The sequence below is a fragment of the Thalassospira povalilytica genome (genome assembly GCF_002844235.1).
Taxonomy (GTDB): Bacteria; Pseudomonadota; Alphaproteobacteria; order Rhodospirillales; family Thalassospiraceae; genus Thalassospira; species Thalassospira povalilytica.
Genome location: NZ_PGTS01000003.1, coordinates 394,191 through 414,119, shown reverse-complemented (window position 1 = coordinate 414,119; position 19,929 = coordinate 394,191). Strand labels below are relative to the sequence as shown.

The following is a 19,929-nucleotide window of genomic DNA, read 5'->3' as shown; positions in this document are numbered from 1 at the left end:
TGTTTCGGGACCTTGTGCCACAAACCATATACAAGACAATCATTATCTTGCCGTTTTCATCATGTTTGTTGGCCGGACGGGCATTCGGGCATGGTGGATCATTGCCATCGTGCCTATGCTGTTATCGACCCGATCCTGCCAGAAACGGAGCTTTTGACGCCATGTCACATTTTCGCGGCCTTTCGACCCTTTCGCGCGCCACCGGCACGCTTTTCCTGGCGGGTTTCGTCAGCATTTGGGCGGCCCCGAACCTGTATGCACAATCTGGCACCGGATCAGATACCAACGGAACATTGTCGCTTGAGGAAAAGCAGCAATATCAGGACTGCATCAAGCTGGCCCAGCTTAAACCCGAAGACGGATTTGAAAGTGCTATTGCCTGGCGCGACATGGGTGGCGGAGAACCGGCACGCCATTGCGTTGCTGTGGCATTGATATCGCTTGGCAAATATGAAGAAGCCGCAACCCGGCTTGATGCACTGGCCAAGGACAGCACGGCAGACCCCGGTGTTGTTGCCGGCATGCTGGCCCAGGCCGGTCAGGCCTGGATGATGGCAAACAATCTTGAATTTGCCTGGCGTGATCAGAGCCGCGCACTGGAACTGGTGCCCAATAACCCGCAATTGTGGGTCGACCGCGCGATGGCGCTTGGCCTTGCCGGGCAGTATTGGGATGCGATTGACGATCTGAACAAGTCGCTTGATCTTGATCCCAATCAGGCAGATGTCCTGATCTATCGGGCGTCGGCATGGCGAATGCTTGAAAGCTATGACCTTGCCATGACCGATGTTGAAAATGCACTGGTGATTGAACCGAACAACGTTCAGGCCTTGTTTGAACGCGGAAAACTGTACCAGATCGCCGGGAAAAATGACCTGGCGCGACGCGACTGGCTAAATGTCATAGAAAATTCAAACGGAACCCCTGTCGCAGATGCGGCAAAAGCGAATATAGAAAAGATGGATGTTCGTACCGGTTCAGATTAAATGCATCATGCTCCGGGTTTGCCGAAACCAGCATCCTTTGTATATGTCTGGTGATCAGTGATCCCGGATTTGACCGGACACCATTTTGGGGGACGAAATGCGTCGCACGTTTGCCGTGACTGCCATGGCCGCATCTATTGCACTTGTTTCTGTTGTTTCAGCGGCACAGGCACGTGATCAGGTTCGTATTGTCGGGTCTTCGACAATTTTTCCGCTGACCACCAAGGTCGCAGAACATTTTGCCAGAACAACCGGCGAACCGGCCCCGGTGGTCGAAAGCACCGGATCAGGCGGCGGCTTCAAGCTGTTCTGTGGCGGTGTTGGCGAACAATATCCCGATATCGTTGATGCATCGCGTCCGATTTCCGGGTCCGAAACCGCGATTTGCGCAGCCAATTCGGTCCGCAAGATCAGTGAAATCAAGATCGGCTATGACGGTATTGTCTTGCTGGGATCGCGTGAAGCTCCGACTATGTCGCTTACCGCCCGCCAGCTTTATCTGGCACTCGCACGGACCATTCCGGTCAATGGCGCAAGCGTTCCCAACCCGAATGTTAAATGGTCCGATGTCGATCCGTCGCTTCCCGATCTGAAAATCCGGGTTTATGGTCCGCCGCCGACATCGGGCACCCGTGACCTGATGGGGCAGCTTCTGCTTGATAAGGGTTGTTCGACCTTTGCCGATATCGCAAGTCTTGAATCATCCGATCCCGACAGCTTCCGTTTGTTGTGCCGGACCATCCGCGAAGACGGTGCCTATATCGAAGCCGGCGAGAATGACCGCCTTGTGATCAGCAAGCTTGAAAAGGATCCGACATCCTATGGGGTGATGGGCTTTAACAATCTTGAGCGTAACCGTGAAAAGCTTCGCGGCATAACCATCAACGGCATTGAACCGGATTATGAAACCATCCTTGATGGCAGCTATCCGGGGTCCCGCGCGCTTTATCTTTACGTCAAGGATGACCACGAACAGCTTGTGCGGTCATTGGGGGCGTTCGTATCGACCTATGTGTCCGAGGCCGTCATTGGCGAGGAGGGGCTTCTGGTTGAAAACGGTCTGGTGCCGCTGACCGAAGAAGAACGTCAGGAAACCCTGGCCACATCAAAGAAATTTGCGGCCCACTAAGCGCCGGATTTATCCAAGCATCTCGAAACGGCCGGGCATCAGTCCGGCCGTTTTGCCATCCAGACCTGATTGCTGGCATATCGCGGCGGACTGCCGTTGAAATCAGAAAATTCCGTTATCGAAATGAAACCTGAAAGCTCCAGCATCAGTCGCATTTCACTGCGTGTAATCCAGCGCAGATGATGCCAAGCCTCTTCGCGGCGACGCACATCACCGTCAGGACCGATTTCCTCAAACCGCCAATGTTCGCTGAACCGCTGGGTCAGGGGATCATTGGTGCGTTCCATTGCAGTGATCCGCAATCGGCTGTCGGGCCTGCCAATACCATCAGGCATCGGAAAGACCGGCAGTTCGACAAAATCAGGATCACCTTCGGGCAGGCAATAGCGCAAATCCGGATCCATCAGATCAAGGGCCAGCGCCCCGCCAAGTTTAAGATGGGCAAAGGCACGGTCAAGGGCACGTCTTTGATCGGTGATATCGGTGACTTCCTGAAGCCCGCGAAACGGGATGATGACAAGATCAAAAACCCGGCCCAGATCAAAGTCGCACATATTGCCAAGATGCCAGTCAATATCGGGATAGTTCGCGCGTGCCTGATCAAGCATCGCCGGCGACAGATCAAGCCCGGTTACCGCAATCCCGAGACGCGCAATCGCGGCACTGATACGCCCGGTGCCACAGCCCAGTTCAAGAACGCCATACCCGGTCGCAAGGCTTTTTGCAAGACGGGTATAGAATGGAACGGGATCATCAAAAAACTTGCGATCAAGATCAGCACGAAGATCGTAACTTGCCGTATTCAGGCTTCCCGCAGGGTAGAATTCATCTGAATTGGATGAATTCGTCATTCAAAATCCAGTTCGGCATAGTGACTGGATGGCGGGAAACTTGCCTGTCGGTCGGCAAGAATGTCGCGCATGGACGGGCGACTTTTGATCCGCATGTACCAGTCCTTGGCACGCGGATGTTTGGACCAGTTGATATCGCCCATATAGTCGATCACCGACACCTGTGCCGCAGCCGCCAGATCGGCCATGGTCAGGTGATCCCCGGCAAGCCAGTTCCGGCGTTCAAACAACCAGCCGATATAATCAAGATGATAGGCCGCATTGGTGCGCCCGGCGCGCAGGACCTTGGTATCGGGGGTGCCGGTTGAGAAGAACCGCTTAAGCAGCTTCTCACCAAGCAGATGGTCGGTGACCTCGCGATTGAACTTGCCATCAAACCAAGCAACAAGGCGGCGGATCTCCGCACGTTCCTTGGGATTTGATCCAAACAGTCTGGGTTCTTCGTCAGAAATCTCGTCGAGATATTCGCAAATCACGGTCGAGTCACACAGAACAGTGCCGTCTTCATCCTCAAGCACGGGTACTTCGCCGGCCGGATTGAGCAACAGGAATTCGTCACGCCGTTCCCATACCGGTTCGGCTTTCAGTTCGAATTCTAGTTTTTTCTCGGCAAGGACCAGGCGCACTTTGCGCGAAAATGGTGAGAGCCAAAAATGATATAACTGACGCATAGACGTGAAGATACCCGACCAAGGATGAACGTTTTGCAAAGACCCGCCAGCACTGTGAGGGCATCGGCAATACGGCAATTCATAAAGTTCATTTCAGAACCGGAATTGCGAAATCTGTCAAACCACGCAACAGGGCGGAAGTAAAGGCCTTCCACGCAATTGTTGTGTGATTTTCACCCTTTTGCCAAACAACACGGATCGAAAGTCCGACAAACGGCTATTTGGTCCGGCTTCTGGCCAATTCAAGCAGGCCATCAGGGTCAAGACAGGCTTCGAGATGATCGGCCAATTCATCAAGGGCAGTATCGACTCCGGCTTCGAAATCATGCAAGGCGACACGATCTTTCCCGCCAAGCGATGCCAGAAGGTTCTGACGAAAGGCGTCACTGCCAAAAAGGCCATGTAGATAGCATCCCATCACGCGCCCGTCCGTGCTGATTGCCCCATCGGGTTCGGAAATCCCGGCAAGTGTCAGCCAGCCCCGTGCCCGATCGGGGCCATCGGTTCGGCCCATATGGATTTCATAGCCGTTCACCGCGACATCGGCAGAAAACAGCGCCCCGGATGACGGGGCATGGGACATGACGGTCAGCCCATCAGTCTTGCGCAAGGTCTTGTCACCAGCCATGACGGTTTCAACATCAAGCAATCCCAGACCGGTTTCACTGCCCGGTTCGCCTTCGACACCATCGGGGTCATGAACCATGCGTCCCAGCATCTGATAGCCGCCACAAATGCCGATAACCGCCCCGCCGCGCCGGTGGTGGGCCAGAATGTCGATATCCCAGCCCTGTTCCTTTAAAAAGCGCAGATCGGCCATGGTCGATTTTGATCCGGGCAGCAGCACCAGATCGCAATCAGCCGGGATCACCTGACCCGGTTTGATCACCAGAAGTTCGACATCTGCCTCGGCGGCAAGCGGATCAAGATCGTCAAAATTGGCGATGCGCGGCAAATGCGGCACGGCAATGCGGATCACAGGACCAGACACACCATGCTGCTTACGCTGATATTTCCCGGCCTTTTCAAGCGCAACACCATCTTCGGCGGGCAATTTATGGGCACCGGGCCAATACGTTGCGATACCGTAACTTTTTAAGCCGCAGGTCTGTTCAATGATGTCGGTTGCCGATGCAAACAGAGACACATCACCGCGAAACTTGTTGATGACATAACCACGCAGCCATTTGCGATCACTATCAGACAGCAGGGCATGGGTCCCGACGATCGATGCAATCACCCCGCCGCGATCTATATCGCCGACCAGAATAACCGGCACACCGGCGGCCTCGGCAAAGCCCATATTGGCGATATCGGATGCCCGCAGATTGACCTCGGCCGGGGATCCGGCGCCTTCGACCAGAACAAGATCGGCATCATTTGCCATGATCTCGAAACTTTCGATCACCTTTGGCAGAAGATCGCGTTTAAGGCGGTAATAGTCGCGGGCCTTGGCACTGGTCAGCACTTTGCCCTGCACCACGACTTGGGCACCAATATCGCTTTGTGGTTTGAGCAAAACCGGGTTCATATGCACCGTGGTCGGCACACCGGCGGCCCGGGCCTGAAGCGCCTGCGCACGGCCGATTTCCCCGCCATCGTCGGTGACGGCCGCATTGTTGGACATGTTTTGCGGTTTGAACGGACGCACACGAAGCCCGCGACGTGCAAAAGCACGGCACAATCCGGCCACCAGCATTGATTTGCCGACATCCGATCCGGTCCCCTGAAGCATCAAAGCAGGAACAGATTGCGCGTTCATTCCGGTTTCAAAACTTTCATCATTGCCGTTTGAAACGACAGATCATCACAATGCGGATCAGAATTCGACACCGATCTGCGCCTTGATCCCCTGTTCGCGGAACGGGTGTTTGATCATGGTCATTTCAGTTACCAGATCGGCTGCTTCGATCAGGGTATCTGGTGCATTGCGCCCGGTCAGGACAATATGCTGATCGGGCAGCTTGTTTGACAGCGCATCAAGCACATCATCAAGCGGCAGGAAGTCATAGCGCAGGACGATATTGATCTCGTCAAGGATGACCATGGAAAAGCTTGGATCGCGCAGCATTTCCAATGCCTTGTTCCAGGCTTCACGCGCCAGTGCCACATCCTGCGCCCGGTTCTGGGTTTCCCAGGTAAAACCGGCCCCCATGGCATGGAATTCACAAAGATCGGGGAATTTTTTCAAAAGCTTTGCCTCGCCGGTTTCCCAGCCGCCTTTGATGAACTGTACCACGCCGACCTTCATATCGTGACCGACACAGCGCATCGCCATGCCAAAGGCCGAGGATGATTTCCCCTTGCCCTTGCCGGTATGGACAATGATCAGGCCTTTTTTATCGATCTTCTGGGCCATCATCTTGTCGCGCGCGGCCTTGATTTTCTTCATTTTTTCATCGTGGCGCGCGTTGATATCGACGTCAGGCTGGCTTTTATCGGTCATGGTTTCTTCCCTTTGATATGCGCCCCCACAATGCGGCGAAAGCGCATCTTTGATCAAGGGCAGTTTTGCGGGGTTTGATCAAGTTCAAGACTTGCAATCACACCCTGAAAGCCATGGTTGCGGGCAACCGGACAAAAGCGTGCGGCATTTGCACCTTCTTCGCGATATTCCACGGCAAAGACCGGTTTGCCACGCGTAATATAGGGATCAAACGCATCCATGAAGCCTAACCGAAAGGCTGATTCAAGGATGGCAAAATCCATCTGATCAACCAGATCACCGACCAGTTCTGGGGCATTTTTCTGTCCGATGGCAAGACCGCGCTGATGGGCAAGATCAATCAGCCACCGGATATAGCGCAGCTGATCGGTTCGTTTCAGGTCAAACCCGGTTGTCTTGTTGGAAAGGTCGGCCTCGTAACCGTCAATATTATCGGGTTCAACACCAAGAAACCCCTTGTCCCGGCACAGATCAAATCGTGCGGTCATGACATCGGCAAAATGTTCAAACCGTGCGATATCAAGCCAGTATTCCCCGTTCCATCCCCAATAAGCATTGCCTACCACATGTTCGGGAAAATCGACGTAATCTTCGCGCCAGTCTTCGAGCGCACCAACATTGATATAACAGACCGGAAAAAGCCCGGCTTCCCGCCAATCGCGTATTTGTGCTGCGGTGACTTCATAAAGATCCGCACCGATGATTTTTGAAGCTGTGACATCATCGGCAATTTCGCCCTGCAATTGCCAGTGAAATGGCCCGAACGGAACAGCAGACCAGCTGTTCTTTTGGGTTGCAACCGCATCAGATGCCATCGGCCCGATACCAGCCACCAGCAATCCCGAAAGCAAAATGCCCAGGGTAAAGGTTTTCAGGCCAAACATTTTATGTGCGCGCGTCATCCGGTGCCCCGTTGTCTCAGGCGCACTTTGCCCAGCAATGGCCAGGATGACAACATCACAGCACATCGAACAGGATGATCATTGGAAGAATATCTGATGACCCACCATAAGACCCGACACAAGAAAAGTGCGGCCCAATGACCGCACTTTTCCGCTGCCTTTGGCAGCTTCCCCCACCGACAAGACGGCTTTGCCATCCAGGGCAATGTCAAAATCCCGGAAATGTCAGCACATGGTGCCCTGATTGGGGGACAGGCCAAGGTCACCGGTTACCAGATCGGCCCATTTGTCTGGTTCGCGCATATCGATATTGCGCAATTCCGGGCGGCGCATCCGGGCCTTGTTAAACAGTTGAAGCCGATCACCGGGGGACATGCGTTTCAGCCGCATCAGTGCCTTGCGCACGGTTTCATTTTGCAGGGAAACCGAGATCTGGAAGCTGTGTTCAACCACTTCAAGACGGCGTTCAAGCCAGTCGCGACTGATGACGACTTCTTCGATCAGGGATTTGAATTCGCGGACCACCGGGAAATGGTCAAGCGCGATATGGGCAACTGAAATCGCGGTGCGCCAGACCTGACGTTCCACGCCCTGCAAATAGCGCCAATAGATTTTAACCTTGGCATCAATTTCAAAGCGGGTCTGGTCGGGACCGGGCAAATGATGGGCAAGCTCGGTCATGCCATCATGGAATTCCTCGAAGCTGACAGGGCGATGTTGCCCGTTAAAGCGTTCGCGGACATCCAGCACGGCGCGAATGGCCCCGCGGGCGGGACGATGCCGGCCCTGACCGTGCAAATCTTCGCGCAGCCAGTCGGGCATATCGCAATCAGCAAGCAGGAAGTCGATAATATCTGCATGCCCTTTGTGGGCAGGCAAGGGAGTTTGCAAATAGTCAGGCAAACGAACGTTTGTCTTGTTCTCCATCGCGGCCTCCTATCCTTTTGATCACCCTGCTTCCCGGCAGGTGATCCAACAGGGGTGCCCCGTCCCTCACAACTTATTAACAGTTGGTTAATTGAGATATGGTGCGAAAACGAAACGTTTCAACTGCCCGTCTTGTTCCGGTGGTAAAATTCTTGTGAATCAAAGGACACGGCAAGAAGTGCGTCACGCCCGATCAAGAAGGTCGGATGAAACGCTGTTGCGGCGTGGCTGCCAAAGCCCGCGTTCAATTGCCTCGCGCAGGCGATCGCGAATATCACGCAGGGCATCGGGGTTATGGGCTTCAATAAAATCGCGAACCTTGGGATCATCAAGATAGGCATCATAGACCAGGTCAAAGTGATGATCGGCCACACAGCGTGCAGTCGCGGCAAAGGCAAACAGATAATCCACCGTTGCCGCCATCTCGAACGCCCCCTTATAGCCATGGCGCATCACCCCATTGATCCATTTGGGATTGACCACACGCGCCCGGACCACACGGGCGATTTCTTCTTCAAGTGTGCGGATTTTGGGACTTTCGGGGCGGGAATGGTCGCTATGGTAAACCGTCGGCTGCTTGCCTGACAGGTTCCGTACCGCCGATGTCATTCCGCCTTCGAACTGATAATAGTCATCGGAATCCAGCAGGTCATGTTCACGGTTATCCTGATTATGGACAATGGCGTCAACATTGGATAACCGGGTTTCAAACAGCTTGCGCGCAGCGACACCTTCGGCCCCGTTGCCATAGGCGTAGCTTCCCCATGCCAGATAAGCATCCGCCAGATCGGCTTCGTCTTCCCAAAGCTTTTCGTCAATCATCGCCTGCAAGCCCGCACCATAGGCGCCGGGTTTTGACCCAAACACGCGGAATGCGGCCTGCTGGCGGGCCTGATCGGCTGTCATGCCCTGATCCCTGAGCTTTACGGTTTCACGGGCAATGCGCGCAGCAATCGGATTGATGTCTTCGGGTTCGTCTGTTTGATCCGCGACCGCACGGACCGCACTGTCAAACAGGTCAATCAGGCCCGGAAAGGCATCACGGAAAAAACCCGAAATGCGCAAGGTCACATCAACCCGCGGACGGCCCAGAAGCGATGCCGGCATGATTTCAAACCCGGTCACCCGGCGCGATGCACTGTCCCAGGTCGGACGCACCCCCATCAGGGCAAGGGCTTGGGCGATGTCATCACCGCCCGTGCGCATGTTGCTTGTTCCCCAGACCGAAAGACCAAGCGCACTTGGCCATTCACCATGATCCTGAACATGGCGTTCCAACAACAATTCGGCCGATTTCCAGCCCAGTTGCCATGCGGCCGGGGTCGGCACGGTACGGGTATCAACCGAATAGAAATTACGCCCGGTCGGCAACACATCGGGTCGCCCACGGGTGGGTGCACCCGACGGTCCGGGTTCAACAAATTTGCCGGCAAGGCCCCGCAGGATGCCGGAAATCTCGGCCGAACCACAACCGGTTACGGCCGGGCGAATATTTGTTTCGATATCGGAAACAACATCCTTAACAGCACCCCATGACGGATCAGCCGTGACGGTGCCATTGACCAGATCCCGTGCCAGAAGTTCAATTCGTTCCACCGTATCGCCGGTTGTCCGCCACGGGCCAATATCGCTGTCATCCTTTGTGCCATAGGCAGCAAGGATATCGGGCTTGGCACCGGGCCAAAATTCGGCAAAGGCGCAATCAAGGGGATCAAATGTCGGGTCGGCCAGGATATCCTTGGCAATTGCACGATGCAGGGATGCCTTCGGCCCGTGATCAGCACCACGTGGCAAGCGGGCCAGCGCGACCAGAAGATCGGTCAAAAGATCGCCTTCGGGCGCCTTGCCAAAGATATGAAGACCATCGCGGATCTGAAGTTCCTTAAGCTCGCACAGATAGTTATCAAGCTTGGCCAAGGCACTTTCTTCATCCTCATCCGCCTCGATACCGCAATCACGATCAAGACCAATGCGAATGGCCAGTTCAAGAATGTCGCGTTTCAGGATCGTCAAACGGCGCGGATCGACCGCAGCAGCATCATAATATTCATCGACCAATGCTTCGAGATCTTTGAGCGGCCCGTAACTTTCCGCGCGGGTCAGGGGCGGGGTCAGATGGTCAAGAATGACCGCTTGGGCACGACGTTTGGCCTGTGTGCCTTCGCCCGGGTCATTGACGATAAAGGGATAGAAATGCGGAGTCGGGCCAAAAACTGCTTCGGGGAAGCAATCCTCGGAAAGTGCCAGTGACTTGCCTGGCAACCATTCCATATTGCCATGTTTGCCAAAATGAATGATCGCATCGACGCCAAACACATGCCGCAGCCAGATGTAAAAGGCGAAATAGTTATGCGGCGGCACCAGATCGGGCGAGTGATAGCTTTCAAGCGGATCAATGTTATAGCCACGCGCGGGCTGCAAGCTCACGACCACATTGCCCATCGGCAGGATCGACAGGGCAAAGCTTTCCTGATCCGGCAGATAAAACGGATCGGTTTGGGGATCGCCCCAGGCCTCGATCACCTGGCTTCGGATCGATTTGGGCAGGGCGGCAAAGGCGGCTTGATACTCCGCCAGGGACAGCGTTACCCGTATCTCACGCGTGGCAAGGGACTTGAAATCGTTGGTCGGCCCGGCCTTGATCGCGGCAATCAGGACATCGCCGTCTGCCGGCAAATCGGTGATGGCGTATCCGTCTTCAAGCATGGCACGCAGGGTTTCGATCATGCCAGCCGGCGTATCAAGTCCGACACCATTGCCCAGACGGGCGTCCTTGTTGGGATAGTTGGCCATGACCATGGCGATCTTGCGATCTGACGGGGCAGATTTGCGCAATCCGATCCAGTTGGCGGCAAGTTTTGCGGTAAAATCGACCCGATCGCGCACCGGGATATATTTGACGAGATCGATCTGGGTCAGGTCATCCTTACCCGCCGACCCCTTGAACGAAATGGCCCGGGCCAGAATACGACCATCGACCTCGGGCAGGGCGACATTCATCGCGATATCACGGGCGGCAAGCCCGTTCACACCATCGCGCCATGCATCTTCGCTGCCACCGGACAAGACCACCTGAAAGACCGGCGCATCAACGGCATCAAACGGCCCGTCATATCGTTCTGACCCCGGAACGGAAAGCGCAAACCCGGTCGTATTCAAAATCAGATCGGCATTCGTTTCCGCAAGCCAGTCACTGACCAGCGCACTTGCCACCGGGTCCTTGAGGCTGGCGACAAAAATCGGCAACGGATTGAGATGGTTGTCGCACAATGCAGTAACCAGCGCATCTATGACGTCAAGATTTCCCGCCTGGACAAGTGATCGATAAAAAATGATCGGGGTGACCGGCTGATCGGTTTTCCAGTTTGATCTGATATCATCAAGACCGGCCTGTGACATGCCCGGCCAATATCCGCCAGCCTTGACCAACGGGGCGGCTGGCGACCAGTTCCACAGTACATCTGCATTGAGTTTTTCATAGATCAGACGCAGCAAATTTTCGGCATTTTGCGGGCCACCCTCGATCAGGTAGCGCCAGATATTCTGATATTCAGCACCCTTGACGGTGGATAGCGACAGAAGTTCGGCATCGGGTTGATCATCACCGGGCAACAGCACCAGCGGGATATCACGCGACCGCGCCAAGGCGACCAGCTGCTCGACACCATATTCCCAATAACCGCGCCCGCCCAAAATCCGCACGATGATGAATTTGGCATCACAAAGCACATCATCGACATAAAGATCGACCGACATATTGTGACCAAGCTGCAAAAGACTGGCCAAACGCAAAGACGGAACATCATCACCAAACGCATCTGCCAGACGTGCCTGTGCGCCGGCAAGGCAGGCAAGCTCGGACTCGGCCGCAGACAGGATGACGACATCGCCCGGTTGCTGACCAAGATCGACCGCTTCGCTGCCATCGGTGACCATGCCGGGCTGTGCTGCCAAAAGATGCATTTGAAATTCCGTCTGTTCTGTCGTCAAAAGCACCGATACCGGATGCAAAACATCCGGTATCGGTCATATGGTTTTATGTGTGCCCAATGGGCTTAGGCCGCCTTGATTGCGGCCTCGATCGCGGCACGGTCCAGACCATGCAAGCCGATCACCACCAGTTCGGAACGGCGGTTTTCAGTATCCGCCCAGGGACGGTCAAAGTAACGCTGGAAACGTTCACCGACCCCCTGAACCACATGGCGCATCGGTTTGCCCGGAACATCAAGGAAACCCTTGATGCGCAGAACATCATATTGACGCACGATATCGATCAGGCGTTTTTCAAGGGCCGCCGGATCATTGACCGCATCAAGTGAGACAACAAAACTTTCGAAATCATCATGATCATGTTCATGACCATCATCATGATGGCTCGGGCGGCTATCAAGGTCATCCTCGGCCGCAGCACCAAGGCCCAGCAAAATGGCGTTTTCAACACGGGAATGCTCGGTCGCGATGATTTTGACCGACGGCTTTTTAAGTTCAGCGCGGATATCGGCTTCGACCTTGGTGCGTTCTTCGTCAGTCAGAAGGTCGGTCTTGTTCAGAACCACCATGTCGGCGCAATGAAGCTGTTCTTCAAACAGTTCTTCAAGCGGGCTTTCATGATCAAGGTTTTCATCAGCCTCGCGCTGGGCCTGTACCGCATGATGGTCGTGGGCAAACAGTCCGTCGCGCAATGCCGCACCATCAAGAACCGCAACAACCCCGTCGACAGTCACGCGCGACCGTACTTCGGGCCAGTTGAACGCCTTGACCAACGGCTTGGGCAGAGCCAGCCCAGATGTTTCGATTACGATATGATCAGGTGGCGTATCGCGATCAATCAGGCCACGAATGGTTGGCAGAAAATCATCTGCAACCGTACAGCAGATACATCCGTTTGCCAGTTCAACCACATCATCCTCGGCACAGCCTTCGATACCGCACCCGTTGATGATGCCGCGATCAACGCCCAGATCGCCAAATTCATTGATGATCAGGGCAATGCGTCTGCCATTGGCATTTTCCAGCATGTTGCGGATCATGGTTGTCTTGCCGGCCCCCAAAAAGCCGGTAATGACGGTTGCCGGGATTTTACCCAATTGTGCCATTTTCAAATTCCTTGAAATTCAATCATTTAAATTGTCATTTGACCTGCATCGGAATGCCGGCAACGACAAGCGTCACCCGATCAACCAATGCGGCAATACGTTGATGGAGACGTCCGGCATGATCGCGAAAAGCCCGCGCCATTGCATTTTCCGGGACAATCCCGAAACCGACTTCGTTTGATACCAGCAACACCGGAATGTCCAGCCCAGGCAAGTGATCACAAAGCCGGTCGATTTCAGCATCAATATCGCGATCTTCGAGCATCAGGTTGGTCAGCCACAAGGTCAGGCAATCGACCAGAACCGGTTTGCCGTCCGGCTGATTGCAGGTGTCGAGTGCACCGCAAAGATCAAGCGGTTCCTCGATCGTTTGCCAAAGATCGCCACGTGATTGTTTATGAAGGTCGATGCGGTTGACCATTTCATCATCCCATGCCCGACCGGTCGCGATATATGTGCCGCCGCCAGCCGCATTGATGATGTTTTCGGCGAACCGGCTTTTGCCAGATCGCGCACCGCCAAGAATCAGATGTGTCCCGCAAGGCGGGTCAGTCCGGGTCATATTCTATTCCTCGCCATGGCCTCCCACCGAGGCCCGATTGCGTCGCCATCATTTAAGATGATGACACCATTCGGCTGGTTTCCTGGCTGCGGGCATGAAAGCAATCCGCCTTCCCGGTTTCCCGGTGGCTGGTGAATGGCAATACATCCACCCGGATCACCCAACCCGATACAGTTGCGGGGGCAGCATCGGCATCGCACCGATTTCCCATCACCGAACGGTGCGCCGAACCTAACAGGTTTGCCCTTGAACCCAAAGGGCATTCTCTGTCCGGACGGGTCAGCTAACCGGAAGGTCAGTATTTGTAAGAATTGCCTGCTTGAGGCCGGCCCTCCTTTAAGGGAACATAATATTATCAAGCTGGAATTAGAGTGGTAACAAATCACCTTCCAGCAAGATCACCGGGACAAAAAACATCAAAACCGGTGGGCCGCATAATTGCGGCACCAAACTCTTGGGGTTAACTGGAATTTTGCAAAATCAGATGGCAGTTTCTGCACAACTATCGAAAATCCGAAATCCGAACACACCAACCTGGACCACATCCTCGCGCAAGGATATGTGGCTTGGTCTGCTTGAACGTCTGAATTCCGACAATCGGGCCTTTCAGACGTTTCTGGAAGAATATGCGACCGGTGCGGACATTACATTGTCGCGCCGCGATGTGCGCAGCATCTTTGCACTTGATGCTTCCAAAGGGGTGATCGGCACCATCATCTGGTCTCATGCGCGTGGCATCCGCGTCAATGCGCTGTCGCTGCTTGTGCGTGATCTGCCGACGCTCATCACGTTGATGTCGATTTCGGATTTCGGCCAGGAAGAATTGAACGAATTGCTTTCCCAGCCCGGGATATCGGTCCCCACCGCCAGCAAAATGCTGTCAGCCTGTGGAAAGACCTATCGCAAGATGCCCGCAGCCATCATTGATGACAACGTCATCCAGGCAATTGAGAATACGGCTCTTTGTGAAGATTTCCCGCATGTCGCCAAATTGCGCAACAAGTCACGCAGCCGTCCGCTGCCCTATTACGAAGCCTATTTGAAAGACGTGACTGCGATCTGCGAAAAGCATGACATTACCGCAGATATGCTTGATCGCTATCTTGCCGAACATGCGCTTGAAGATCTTCCCCTGAATTCCGAGCTGCAAACGGCCTGATTGCCGCGGACAGGGCGGTCTATGGCACGGAAATGGTTACGGCATCCACATCCTGACGGCATCGTTCCACAGCGGATCGATGCCGTTTTTATTTTCTGTCAAAATCATCCGAAGCTTTGATTGACCGCGGTGACACGCCAGCCAGGTTGATCCACTCCGTCGATATATTCCAGTCTGGTCAGACTTAGCGTATCGATATGAAATGACAAAGCCGCTTCAAGTGACAGTCCCAGCGCATTGGCCATGATCGCGCGGATGGTACCGCCATGGACCACTGCAACAATGTCGCGGCCCGCCCAATAGCTGGTGGCGTGGGTGAAAACCGGACCGACCCGCTCGACCATATCGGCAAAGCTTTCACCATTTGGCGGCTGCTGTCGGGCGAAATCGGTCCAGAATTGTGTGGTTTCGCCTTTCGGAAGGTCGTTCCAGTGCTGAAGCTCCCAGGCCCCGAAATGTTGCTCGGCAAAGCCGCTTTCGCGGGTCGGGGTGATGTCTTCGTCGATCAGTTCCTGAAGCTTGAGCGCGGTATCAAGCGTCCGTGACAGATGGCTGGTCATCCAGACCGCATCGCGGGGCAAGTGCCGCGCCACCGCACGCAGTTTTTTTTCATCAGACAGATCAACCTGCATGTCGCTTCGGCCATAGACCAGACGTTCCGGGTTTTGCACCGGCGCGTGACGCACCAGCCACCAGCGCGTTGTCTTGATTTTGGTCATGCTTTCCCCGGTTTGTTCGGACATTGGCAGTCAATCATGGTCGTTTTGATCAATCAGCAAAATTCATGGCTATGCCATTACGGCAATGAAGCCGATACCGGCAAACAGTTCGGCACAAATTTGGGTTGCGCCCAACACATCACCGGTCTGCCCGCCGATCTGTGATCTGGCGACCATTGCAACAATCAGGATCGCGATCATCACACCGACAATTACCGCAAACATCGCACCGATACCGCCCAATACCAGAACAATAGCGCTGGCAATGGCAAACCCGATCAGAACCGGAAGCCATCCGGGCCGCCCGGCCCCTTTGCCCAGTCCGTTATCCCGCGCCGGCGGCAATATGCGCATGACAATCGGCATTGCCGCACGGGAAATAACCGCCATGATCAGAAACAGGATACCGGCCTGTCCGATATCCGCCGCAGCCGTAATCAGAACCAGCCGTAAACCCAGCGTCAAAATCAGCATGACAACCGCATAGGTCCCGACAGTACTGTCGCGCATGATTTCAAGTTTGCGGTCGCGGTCCATCCCGCCGCCAAAGCCGTCTGCACAGTCGGCAACGCCGTCTTCGTGCATCGCGCCGCTAAGCAATACCATCGCTGCGATGGCAAAGATCGCATAGACAAGGGGGTTTCCCGTCAGAAAATCGACAAGCATCGCCGGCAGCAATGCCAGGCCCGCCAGAACCAGTCCGACAAGTGGCCAGCACCAGACAGATCGCGCGATCAGAGCCGCACGGAAATCACCAACCGGGGGCAACGGCACCCGGCTGAGCAATGCCATGGCACGCCAGAAATCGGATAAAACCGATGCATCAACAGACGTTTTATCCGCATCATCATGCCGATCACCTGTCGGTGTATCTGTGCTTTGCATGTTTGTTTCGTTTTGGTTATGATCTTCGGACACCATGAAATTCCGATTTTCGAACTGGCAATCTGTTGCGCATAGGCCTAGTTTGGGGCCGATTTTATTGGGGTTCTTCAGTCCACCGCGAAACCGAAGCCATCCCGGATCCGGGACCGGCAGACCGTTGGCCGATACTGAAACACACCAATTGATTGGTTTCTGACCCTAATCCTTACCATTCCAGAAGCCAAGCGGAACACGCTTTTTGACGATTTGCCGCCAGCCGGAGACCACAATGTTCAATCCCAAGCACCCGCCCCAAAGCCTTGATGAAATTCGCAGTCTTCTGGCCGATTTGCCGGCCGTTGACGCAGAGGCACAAGCTGCTGTTGCCAACCGTGAGCCGACCCTGACCAAACCGGCCGGGTCACTTGGCCGTCTCGAAGATTTCAGCCTTTGGCTGGCGGGCTGGCAGGGAACATCACGCCCGCGGATGTCTCGGCCGCGTGTCACTGTCTTTGCTGGCAGTCATGGCGTTGTGGCACAGGGCGTGTCTGCATTTCCGCCAAGCGTAAACCAGCAAATGGTGGAAAACTTCATCAATGGCGGGGCTGCCATCAACCAGATTTGCAAATCGGTCGATGCAGAACTCCGCGTGATGGAAGTTGCACTTGAAATCCCGACCAACGATTTCAGTCAGGAACCGGCGATGGATGATGAGGGCTGTGCAGAAGCCATGGCCTTTGGCATGAGCGCGATTGAAAAGGGCCTTGATCTTTTTGTGCCGGGCGAAATGGGCATCGGCAACACCACCGCCGCAGCGGCAATTGCCCATGCACTTTATGGCGGCAACGCCGGGGACTGGACCGGGCGGGGAACCGGCATTGATGACGCCACCCTGACACTCAAGACCCGGGTGGTTGGCGATGCCATCATCTTGCATAAAAACCAGATGCATGACGGGCTTGATGTCTTGCGCTGTGTTGGTGGGCGCGAAATTGCCGCCATGGCCGGGGCGATTATTGCTGCGCGCTATTCACGGGTGCCGGTATTGCTTGACGGATATGTTTCCTGTGCGGCGGCGGCGGTTCTGGCCTCCATGCGGCCTGATGCACTTGATCACTGTCTTGTCGGCCATGTTTCAGCAGAGCCGGGCCATATTCGCCTGCTTGAAAAGCTTGGCAAAAAGGCATTGATCGATTTTGGCATGCGCCTTGGCGAGGGGTCGGGTGCAGCATTGGCGATCCCGCTGCTGCGCTCGGCTGCTGAATGCCATAACGGCATGGCAACATTTGAAAAAGCCGGCATTGACGGCAAGGAACAGGCTTAAGCGGCCGAATTGCTTTTCATCGAAGCTTTTAAGACAATCATCATAGCGTCGGGCATCATAGCTTAGGGCATCATAGCGTCGGGAAGCCCGGCGCTATTTTTTTGTCCGCTCGCTCATCAATTGTTCAACGTGGCGGCCCTGGAACATGGTGATGTTGATCGAATGGCCGAATTTGATCGCGCGTTCATCGTCGCAACGGCACAGAATCACACGTGTATCACCTGATTCAGCGACTGCGGCGCGCATGGCTTCGCGATGGGCATCATCCATGCTTTCCATATCCGGATCCCAGATCATCTTGATCATATCAACGCCCAGCTTGTTGCGGTTGATATAGGGCAGGGAAAGATGGCTGATGCCGTCAATGCAAATGCGATAGCCGCGGTCACGGCAAAAATCGCGGGCAAAGAAGAAAGCACCCAGATCGGCAAAGATATCAATCTTTTGCAGTTCAAGAACGATGGTGCCCCGCTGACCGGCTTTGACATTGCTGTCAAAAGTCAGGAAATCGGGTGACAGCAAAGTCGACACATTAAGATTGATACTGACAGACCCGGTCACGGACGCATCGTTTGACCGGGTCAAAAGCGACAGCATCCGCCGATCAAGAATTTCCGTCAGATGCTGAAACAGCCAGCGGTTCGACAGCACATTGACATCGGGCAGAAGTGTTTCCTGCAAATCCTTGATTGAAATGAACAATTCATGGAAAACCGGTGTCGGGTTCGCATCACCGACCACCGCACAGATCGCCTGGCGGCGCATCAGGTTTGACAAGTCGGCACGGCGCAGCGATTCATCAATCCGGCCCAGAATTTTCGGGGTCAGCGGGGCGCGATCATCCCCGTAATCGGGATGATCGTTATGGCGCTCGGCCGCCTTGCTAACCACCCGGGGGCGGTTGGCATTGGCACGCACCAGCATCTGTGTCAGATGCAGAAAGTCCTTATACTGCTGCCCGACATCGTAAAAGTCGGTGAAGCTTGCCGGCGCACCGCTTTCATCCTTGCCATCACTGATCAGCGGATCATCGTTGAACAGGAATTTCAGACGAAAGATGACGGCATTGACCTCGTCAATCTCGGCTGCATCAAAAATGAAAATCAGGTCCTGATTGGACAGGGTAAAGATACGCCCGGTGACTTCCGGCGCGATTTCTTCAAAGGCAACAATCGCCGTGCGAATATGGTGGTCGCGACGGTTGAATGCCTGCAATTTCGAGAAATGCACATGGATAGCACCCACACCTTCCTTGCGCCGCTCAAGGCGTCGCACATAGTCGACCAGAAAGGCTTCGGGCGATGGAAGTGAGCTATCAGACATTAATGCAATAACCAGATTATTGTTTTACCGGAACCAACCCCGATACCAAGCCCGTTCCATAATAGAGCCTGTCGATTAACAGGTTATGTATTTATCATTCATACCTATTGAAACCAAACGTGAAAATCGGACAATTTCAGACATCCGGTAAAACAGATAAGTCGTAGCTTTCCGCCATCCAAGCTGCTAGTTTCTGCCCGATTTGAGATGTCAGGTAAAAACATCAATCAACACATAGCGATGATGTAAAACCATTCCAGATTCTTGTTTAAACAAGGACCCTGTTTAAACAGCCTGATCACAATACATGACCTACTGCGGGATTATAGAGCGCAATGGATATCAAAGCTTTTTTCGATGCTGAGTTTGACGAGCATCTTGATCTGGTAAACAAAACACGCGAAGCCACCCGCGATGCGTTTGTCGAGCTTGTTGAAATTTGCACCGATGCGCTTAATGACGGTAACAAGCTTCTGTTTTTCGGGAATGGCGGATCAGCTGCGGATGCGCAACATATCGCCACCGAATTCACGGTTCGCTACATCCACGACCGTCGTGCACTGCCGGCAATTGCCCTGACCACTGACAGTTCTGCCCTGACTGCGATCGGCAATGATTTCGGGTTTGACTACCTGTTTTCGCGCCAGATCGAAGCCCTTGGCAATCCTGATGATGTTGCGATCGGTATTTCGACATCGGGCAACAGCAAGAACGTCAATCTTGGTCTGGCCAAGGCCAAGGAAATGGGCCTGATTGCAACCGGCTGGACCGGCAAGACCGGTGGCGACATGGTCGATCTTTGCGATCCGCTGATGATTGTGCCCAGCAACACCACCGCCCGGATCCAGGAAATGCACATTCAGCTCGGTCAGATGCTTGTCGGTGCGCTTGAGCATACCCTTGGCCTGACTAAAAAATAATCGGCCCATAGGCTGCCAAAACACAATTCAGAACGACAGAACAAAGATAC

The 19,929-nt window shown here is 54.4% G+C and carries 17 protein-coding genes and 1 riboswitch; of the genes, 5 read left to right on the top strand and 12 right to left on the bottom strand.

The features are described 5' to 3' along the window. Nucleotides 1–161: 161 nt before the first annotated feature. On the top strand, nucleotides 162–986 hold the full coding sequence (locus CU041_RS10365; RefSeq protein ID WP_101246812.1) for a tetratricopeptide repeat protein: 825 nt from the start codon (nucleotides 162–164) through the stop codon (nucleotides 984–986). A 97-nt stretch (nucleotides 987–1,083) separates the two neighbouring features. Next, nucleotides 1,084–2,115 carry a substrate-binding domain-containing protein gene (locus CU041_RS10360; protein WP_101246811.1) on the top strand — a complete coding sequence of 344 codons (1,032 nt, stop codon included), beginning with the start codon at nucleotides 1,084–1,086 and terminating at the stop codon, nucleotides 2,113–2,115. Nucleotides 2,116–2,153: 38 nt separating this feature from the next. Here the strand turns inward: CU041_RS10360 and CU041_RS10355 are convergent, their stop codons facing one another. The 9 genes from CU041_RS10355 to cobU all read right to left on the bottom strand — a co-directional run bounded on the left by CU041_RS10355 (nucleotide 2,154) and on the right by cobU (nucleotide 13,570). Further along, complete coding sequence (locus CU041_RS10355; RefSeq protein WP_101246810.1) at nucleotides 2,154–2,966, bottom strand: class I SAM-dependent methyltransferase; 813 nt, start codon at nucleotides 2,964–2,966, stop codon at nucleotides 2,154–2,156. Continuing rightward, nucleotides 2,963–3,637, bottom strand: coding sequence for a glutathione S-transferase family protein (locus tag CU041_RS10350; RefSeq protein WP_101246809.1), 675 nt, complete (start codon nucleotides 3,635–3,637; stop codon nucleotides 2,963–2,965). Before CU041_RS10350 ends, CU041_RS10355 begins: the two co-directional genes overlap by 4 nt. A gap of 217 nt (nucleotides 3,638–3,854) precedes the next feature. Continuing rightward, nucleotides 3,855–5,399 carry a cobyric acid synthase gene (locus CU041_RS10345; protein ID WP_101246808.1) on the bottom strand — a complete coding sequence of 515 codons (1,545 nt, stop codon included), beginning with the start codon at nucleotides 5,397–5,399 and terminating at the stop codon, nucleotides 3,855–3,857. 57 nt (nucleotides 5,400–5,456) lie between these two features. Next, nucleotides 5,457–6,083: a cob(I)yrinic acid a,c-diamide adenosyltransferase gene (gene cobO / locus CU041_RS10340; RefSeq protein WP_101247040.1), complete on the bottom strand. Its 627-nt coding sequence runs from the start codon at nucleotides 6,081–6,083 to the stop codon at nucleotides 5,457–5,459. Nucleotides 6,084–6,136: 53 nt separating this feature from the next. Next, nucleotides 6,137–6,985 (bottom strand): endo alpha-1,4 polygalactosaminidase, encoded by an 849-nt coding sequence (locus CU041_RS10335; protein ID WP_233433079.1) that lies wholly within the window; start codon nucleotides 6,983–6,985, stop codon nucleotides 6,137–6,139. Between the two features lie 225 nt (nucleotides 6,986–7,210). Then, nucleotides 7,211–7,912 carry a hypothetical protein gene (locus CU041_RS10330; RefSeq protein WP_101246807.1) on the bottom strand — a complete coding sequence of 234 codons (702 nt, stop codon included), beginning with the start codon at nucleotides 7,910–7,912 and terminating at the stop codon, nucleotides 7,211–7,213. Nucleotides 7,913–8,095: 183 nt separating this feature from the next. Then, nucleotides 8,096–11,875, bottom strand: coding sequence for a cobaltochelatase subunit CobN (cobN, locus tag CU041_RS10325; RefSeq protein WP_101247038.1), 3,780 nt, complete (start codon nucleotides 11,873–11,875; stop codon nucleotides 8,096–8,098). A 92-nt stretch (nucleotides 11,876–11,967) separates the two neighbouring features. Beyond that, a complete protein-coding gene (cobW, locus tag CU041_RS10320) occupies nucleotides 11,968–13,008 on the bottom strand; it encodes a cobalamin biosynthesis protein CobW (RefSeq protein WP_101246806.1) in 1,041 nt (346 codons plus the stop codon). Nucleotides 13,009–13,042: 34 nt separating this feature from the next. Continuing rightward, nucleotides 13,043–13,570 carry a bifunctional adenosylcobinamide kinase/adenosylcobinamide-phosphate guanylyltransferase gene (gene cobU / locus CU041_RS10315; protein ID WP_101246805.1) on the bottom strand — a complete coding sequence of 176 codons (528 nt, stop codon included), beginning with the start codon at nucleotides 13,568–13,570 and terminating at the stop codon, nucleotides 13,043–13,045. A 55-nt stretch (nucleotides 13,571–13,625) separates the two neighbouring features. Next, nucleotides 13,626–13,803, bottom strand: a riboswitch (cobalamin riboswitch). A 251-nt stretch (nucleotides 13,804–14,054) separates the two neighbouring features. Here cobU and CU041_RS10310 point away from each other — a divergent pair. Then, the gene (locus tag CU041_RS10310) at nucleotides 14,055–14,729 is read left to right on the top strand and encodes a hypothetical protein (RefSeq protein ID WP_101246804.1); all 675 of its coding nucleotides are present in this window, start codon (nucleotides 14,055–14,057) and stop codon (nucleotides 14,727–14,729) included. A 104-nt stretch (nucleotides 14,730–14,833) separates the two neighbouring features. On the opposite strand, the gene CU041_RS10305 is transcribed toward CU041_RS10310, so the two are convergent. Both CU041_RS10305 and cobS read right to left on the bottom strand, forming a co-directional pair. After that, complete coding sequence (locus CU041_RS10305; protein WP_233433078.1) at nucleotides 14,834–15,472, bottom strand: histidine phosphatase family protein; 639 nt, start codon at nucleotides 15,470–15,472, stop codon at nucleotides 14,834–14,836. Between the two features lie 45 nt (nucleotides 15,473–15,517). Further along, nucleotides 15,518–16,333, bottom strand: coding sequence for an adenosylcobinamide-GDP ribazoletransferase (gene cobS, locus CU041_RS10300; RefSeq protein WP_233433077.1), 816 nt, complete (start codon nucleotides 16,331–16,333; stop codon nucleotides 15,518–15,520). A gap of 268 nt (nucleotides 16,334–16,601) precedes the next feature. On the opposite strand from cobS, the gene cobT reads away from it, so the two are divergent. Beyond that, entirely contained in the window at nucleotides 16,602–17,636 is a 1,035-nt protein-coding gene (cobT, locus tag CU041_RS10295) for a nicotinate-nucleotide--dimethylbenzimidazole phosphoribosyltransferase (protein ID WP_101246802.1), read from the top strand. 93 nt (nucleotides 17,637–17,729) lie between these two features. Here cobT and CU041_RS10290 read toward each other — a convergent pair whose 3' ends face one another. Next, nucleotides 17,730–18,959, bottom strand: coding sequence for an EAL domain-containing protein (locus CU041_RS10290; protein ID WP_101246801.1), 1,230 nt, complete (start codon nucleotides 18,957–18,959; stop codon nucleotides 17,730–17,732). Nucleotides 18,960–19,294: 335 nt separating this feature from the next. Between CU041_RS10290 and CU041_RS10285 the strand changes: the two genes are divergently transcribed. Beyond that, nucleotides 19,295–19,879, top strand: a complete 585-nt coding sequence (locus CU041_RS10285; protein WP_101246800.1) for a D-sedoheptulose 7-phosphate isomerase — start codon at nucleotides 19,295–19,297, stop codon at nucleotides 19,877–19,879. Nucleotides 19,880–19,929 lie beyond the last annotated feature (50 nt).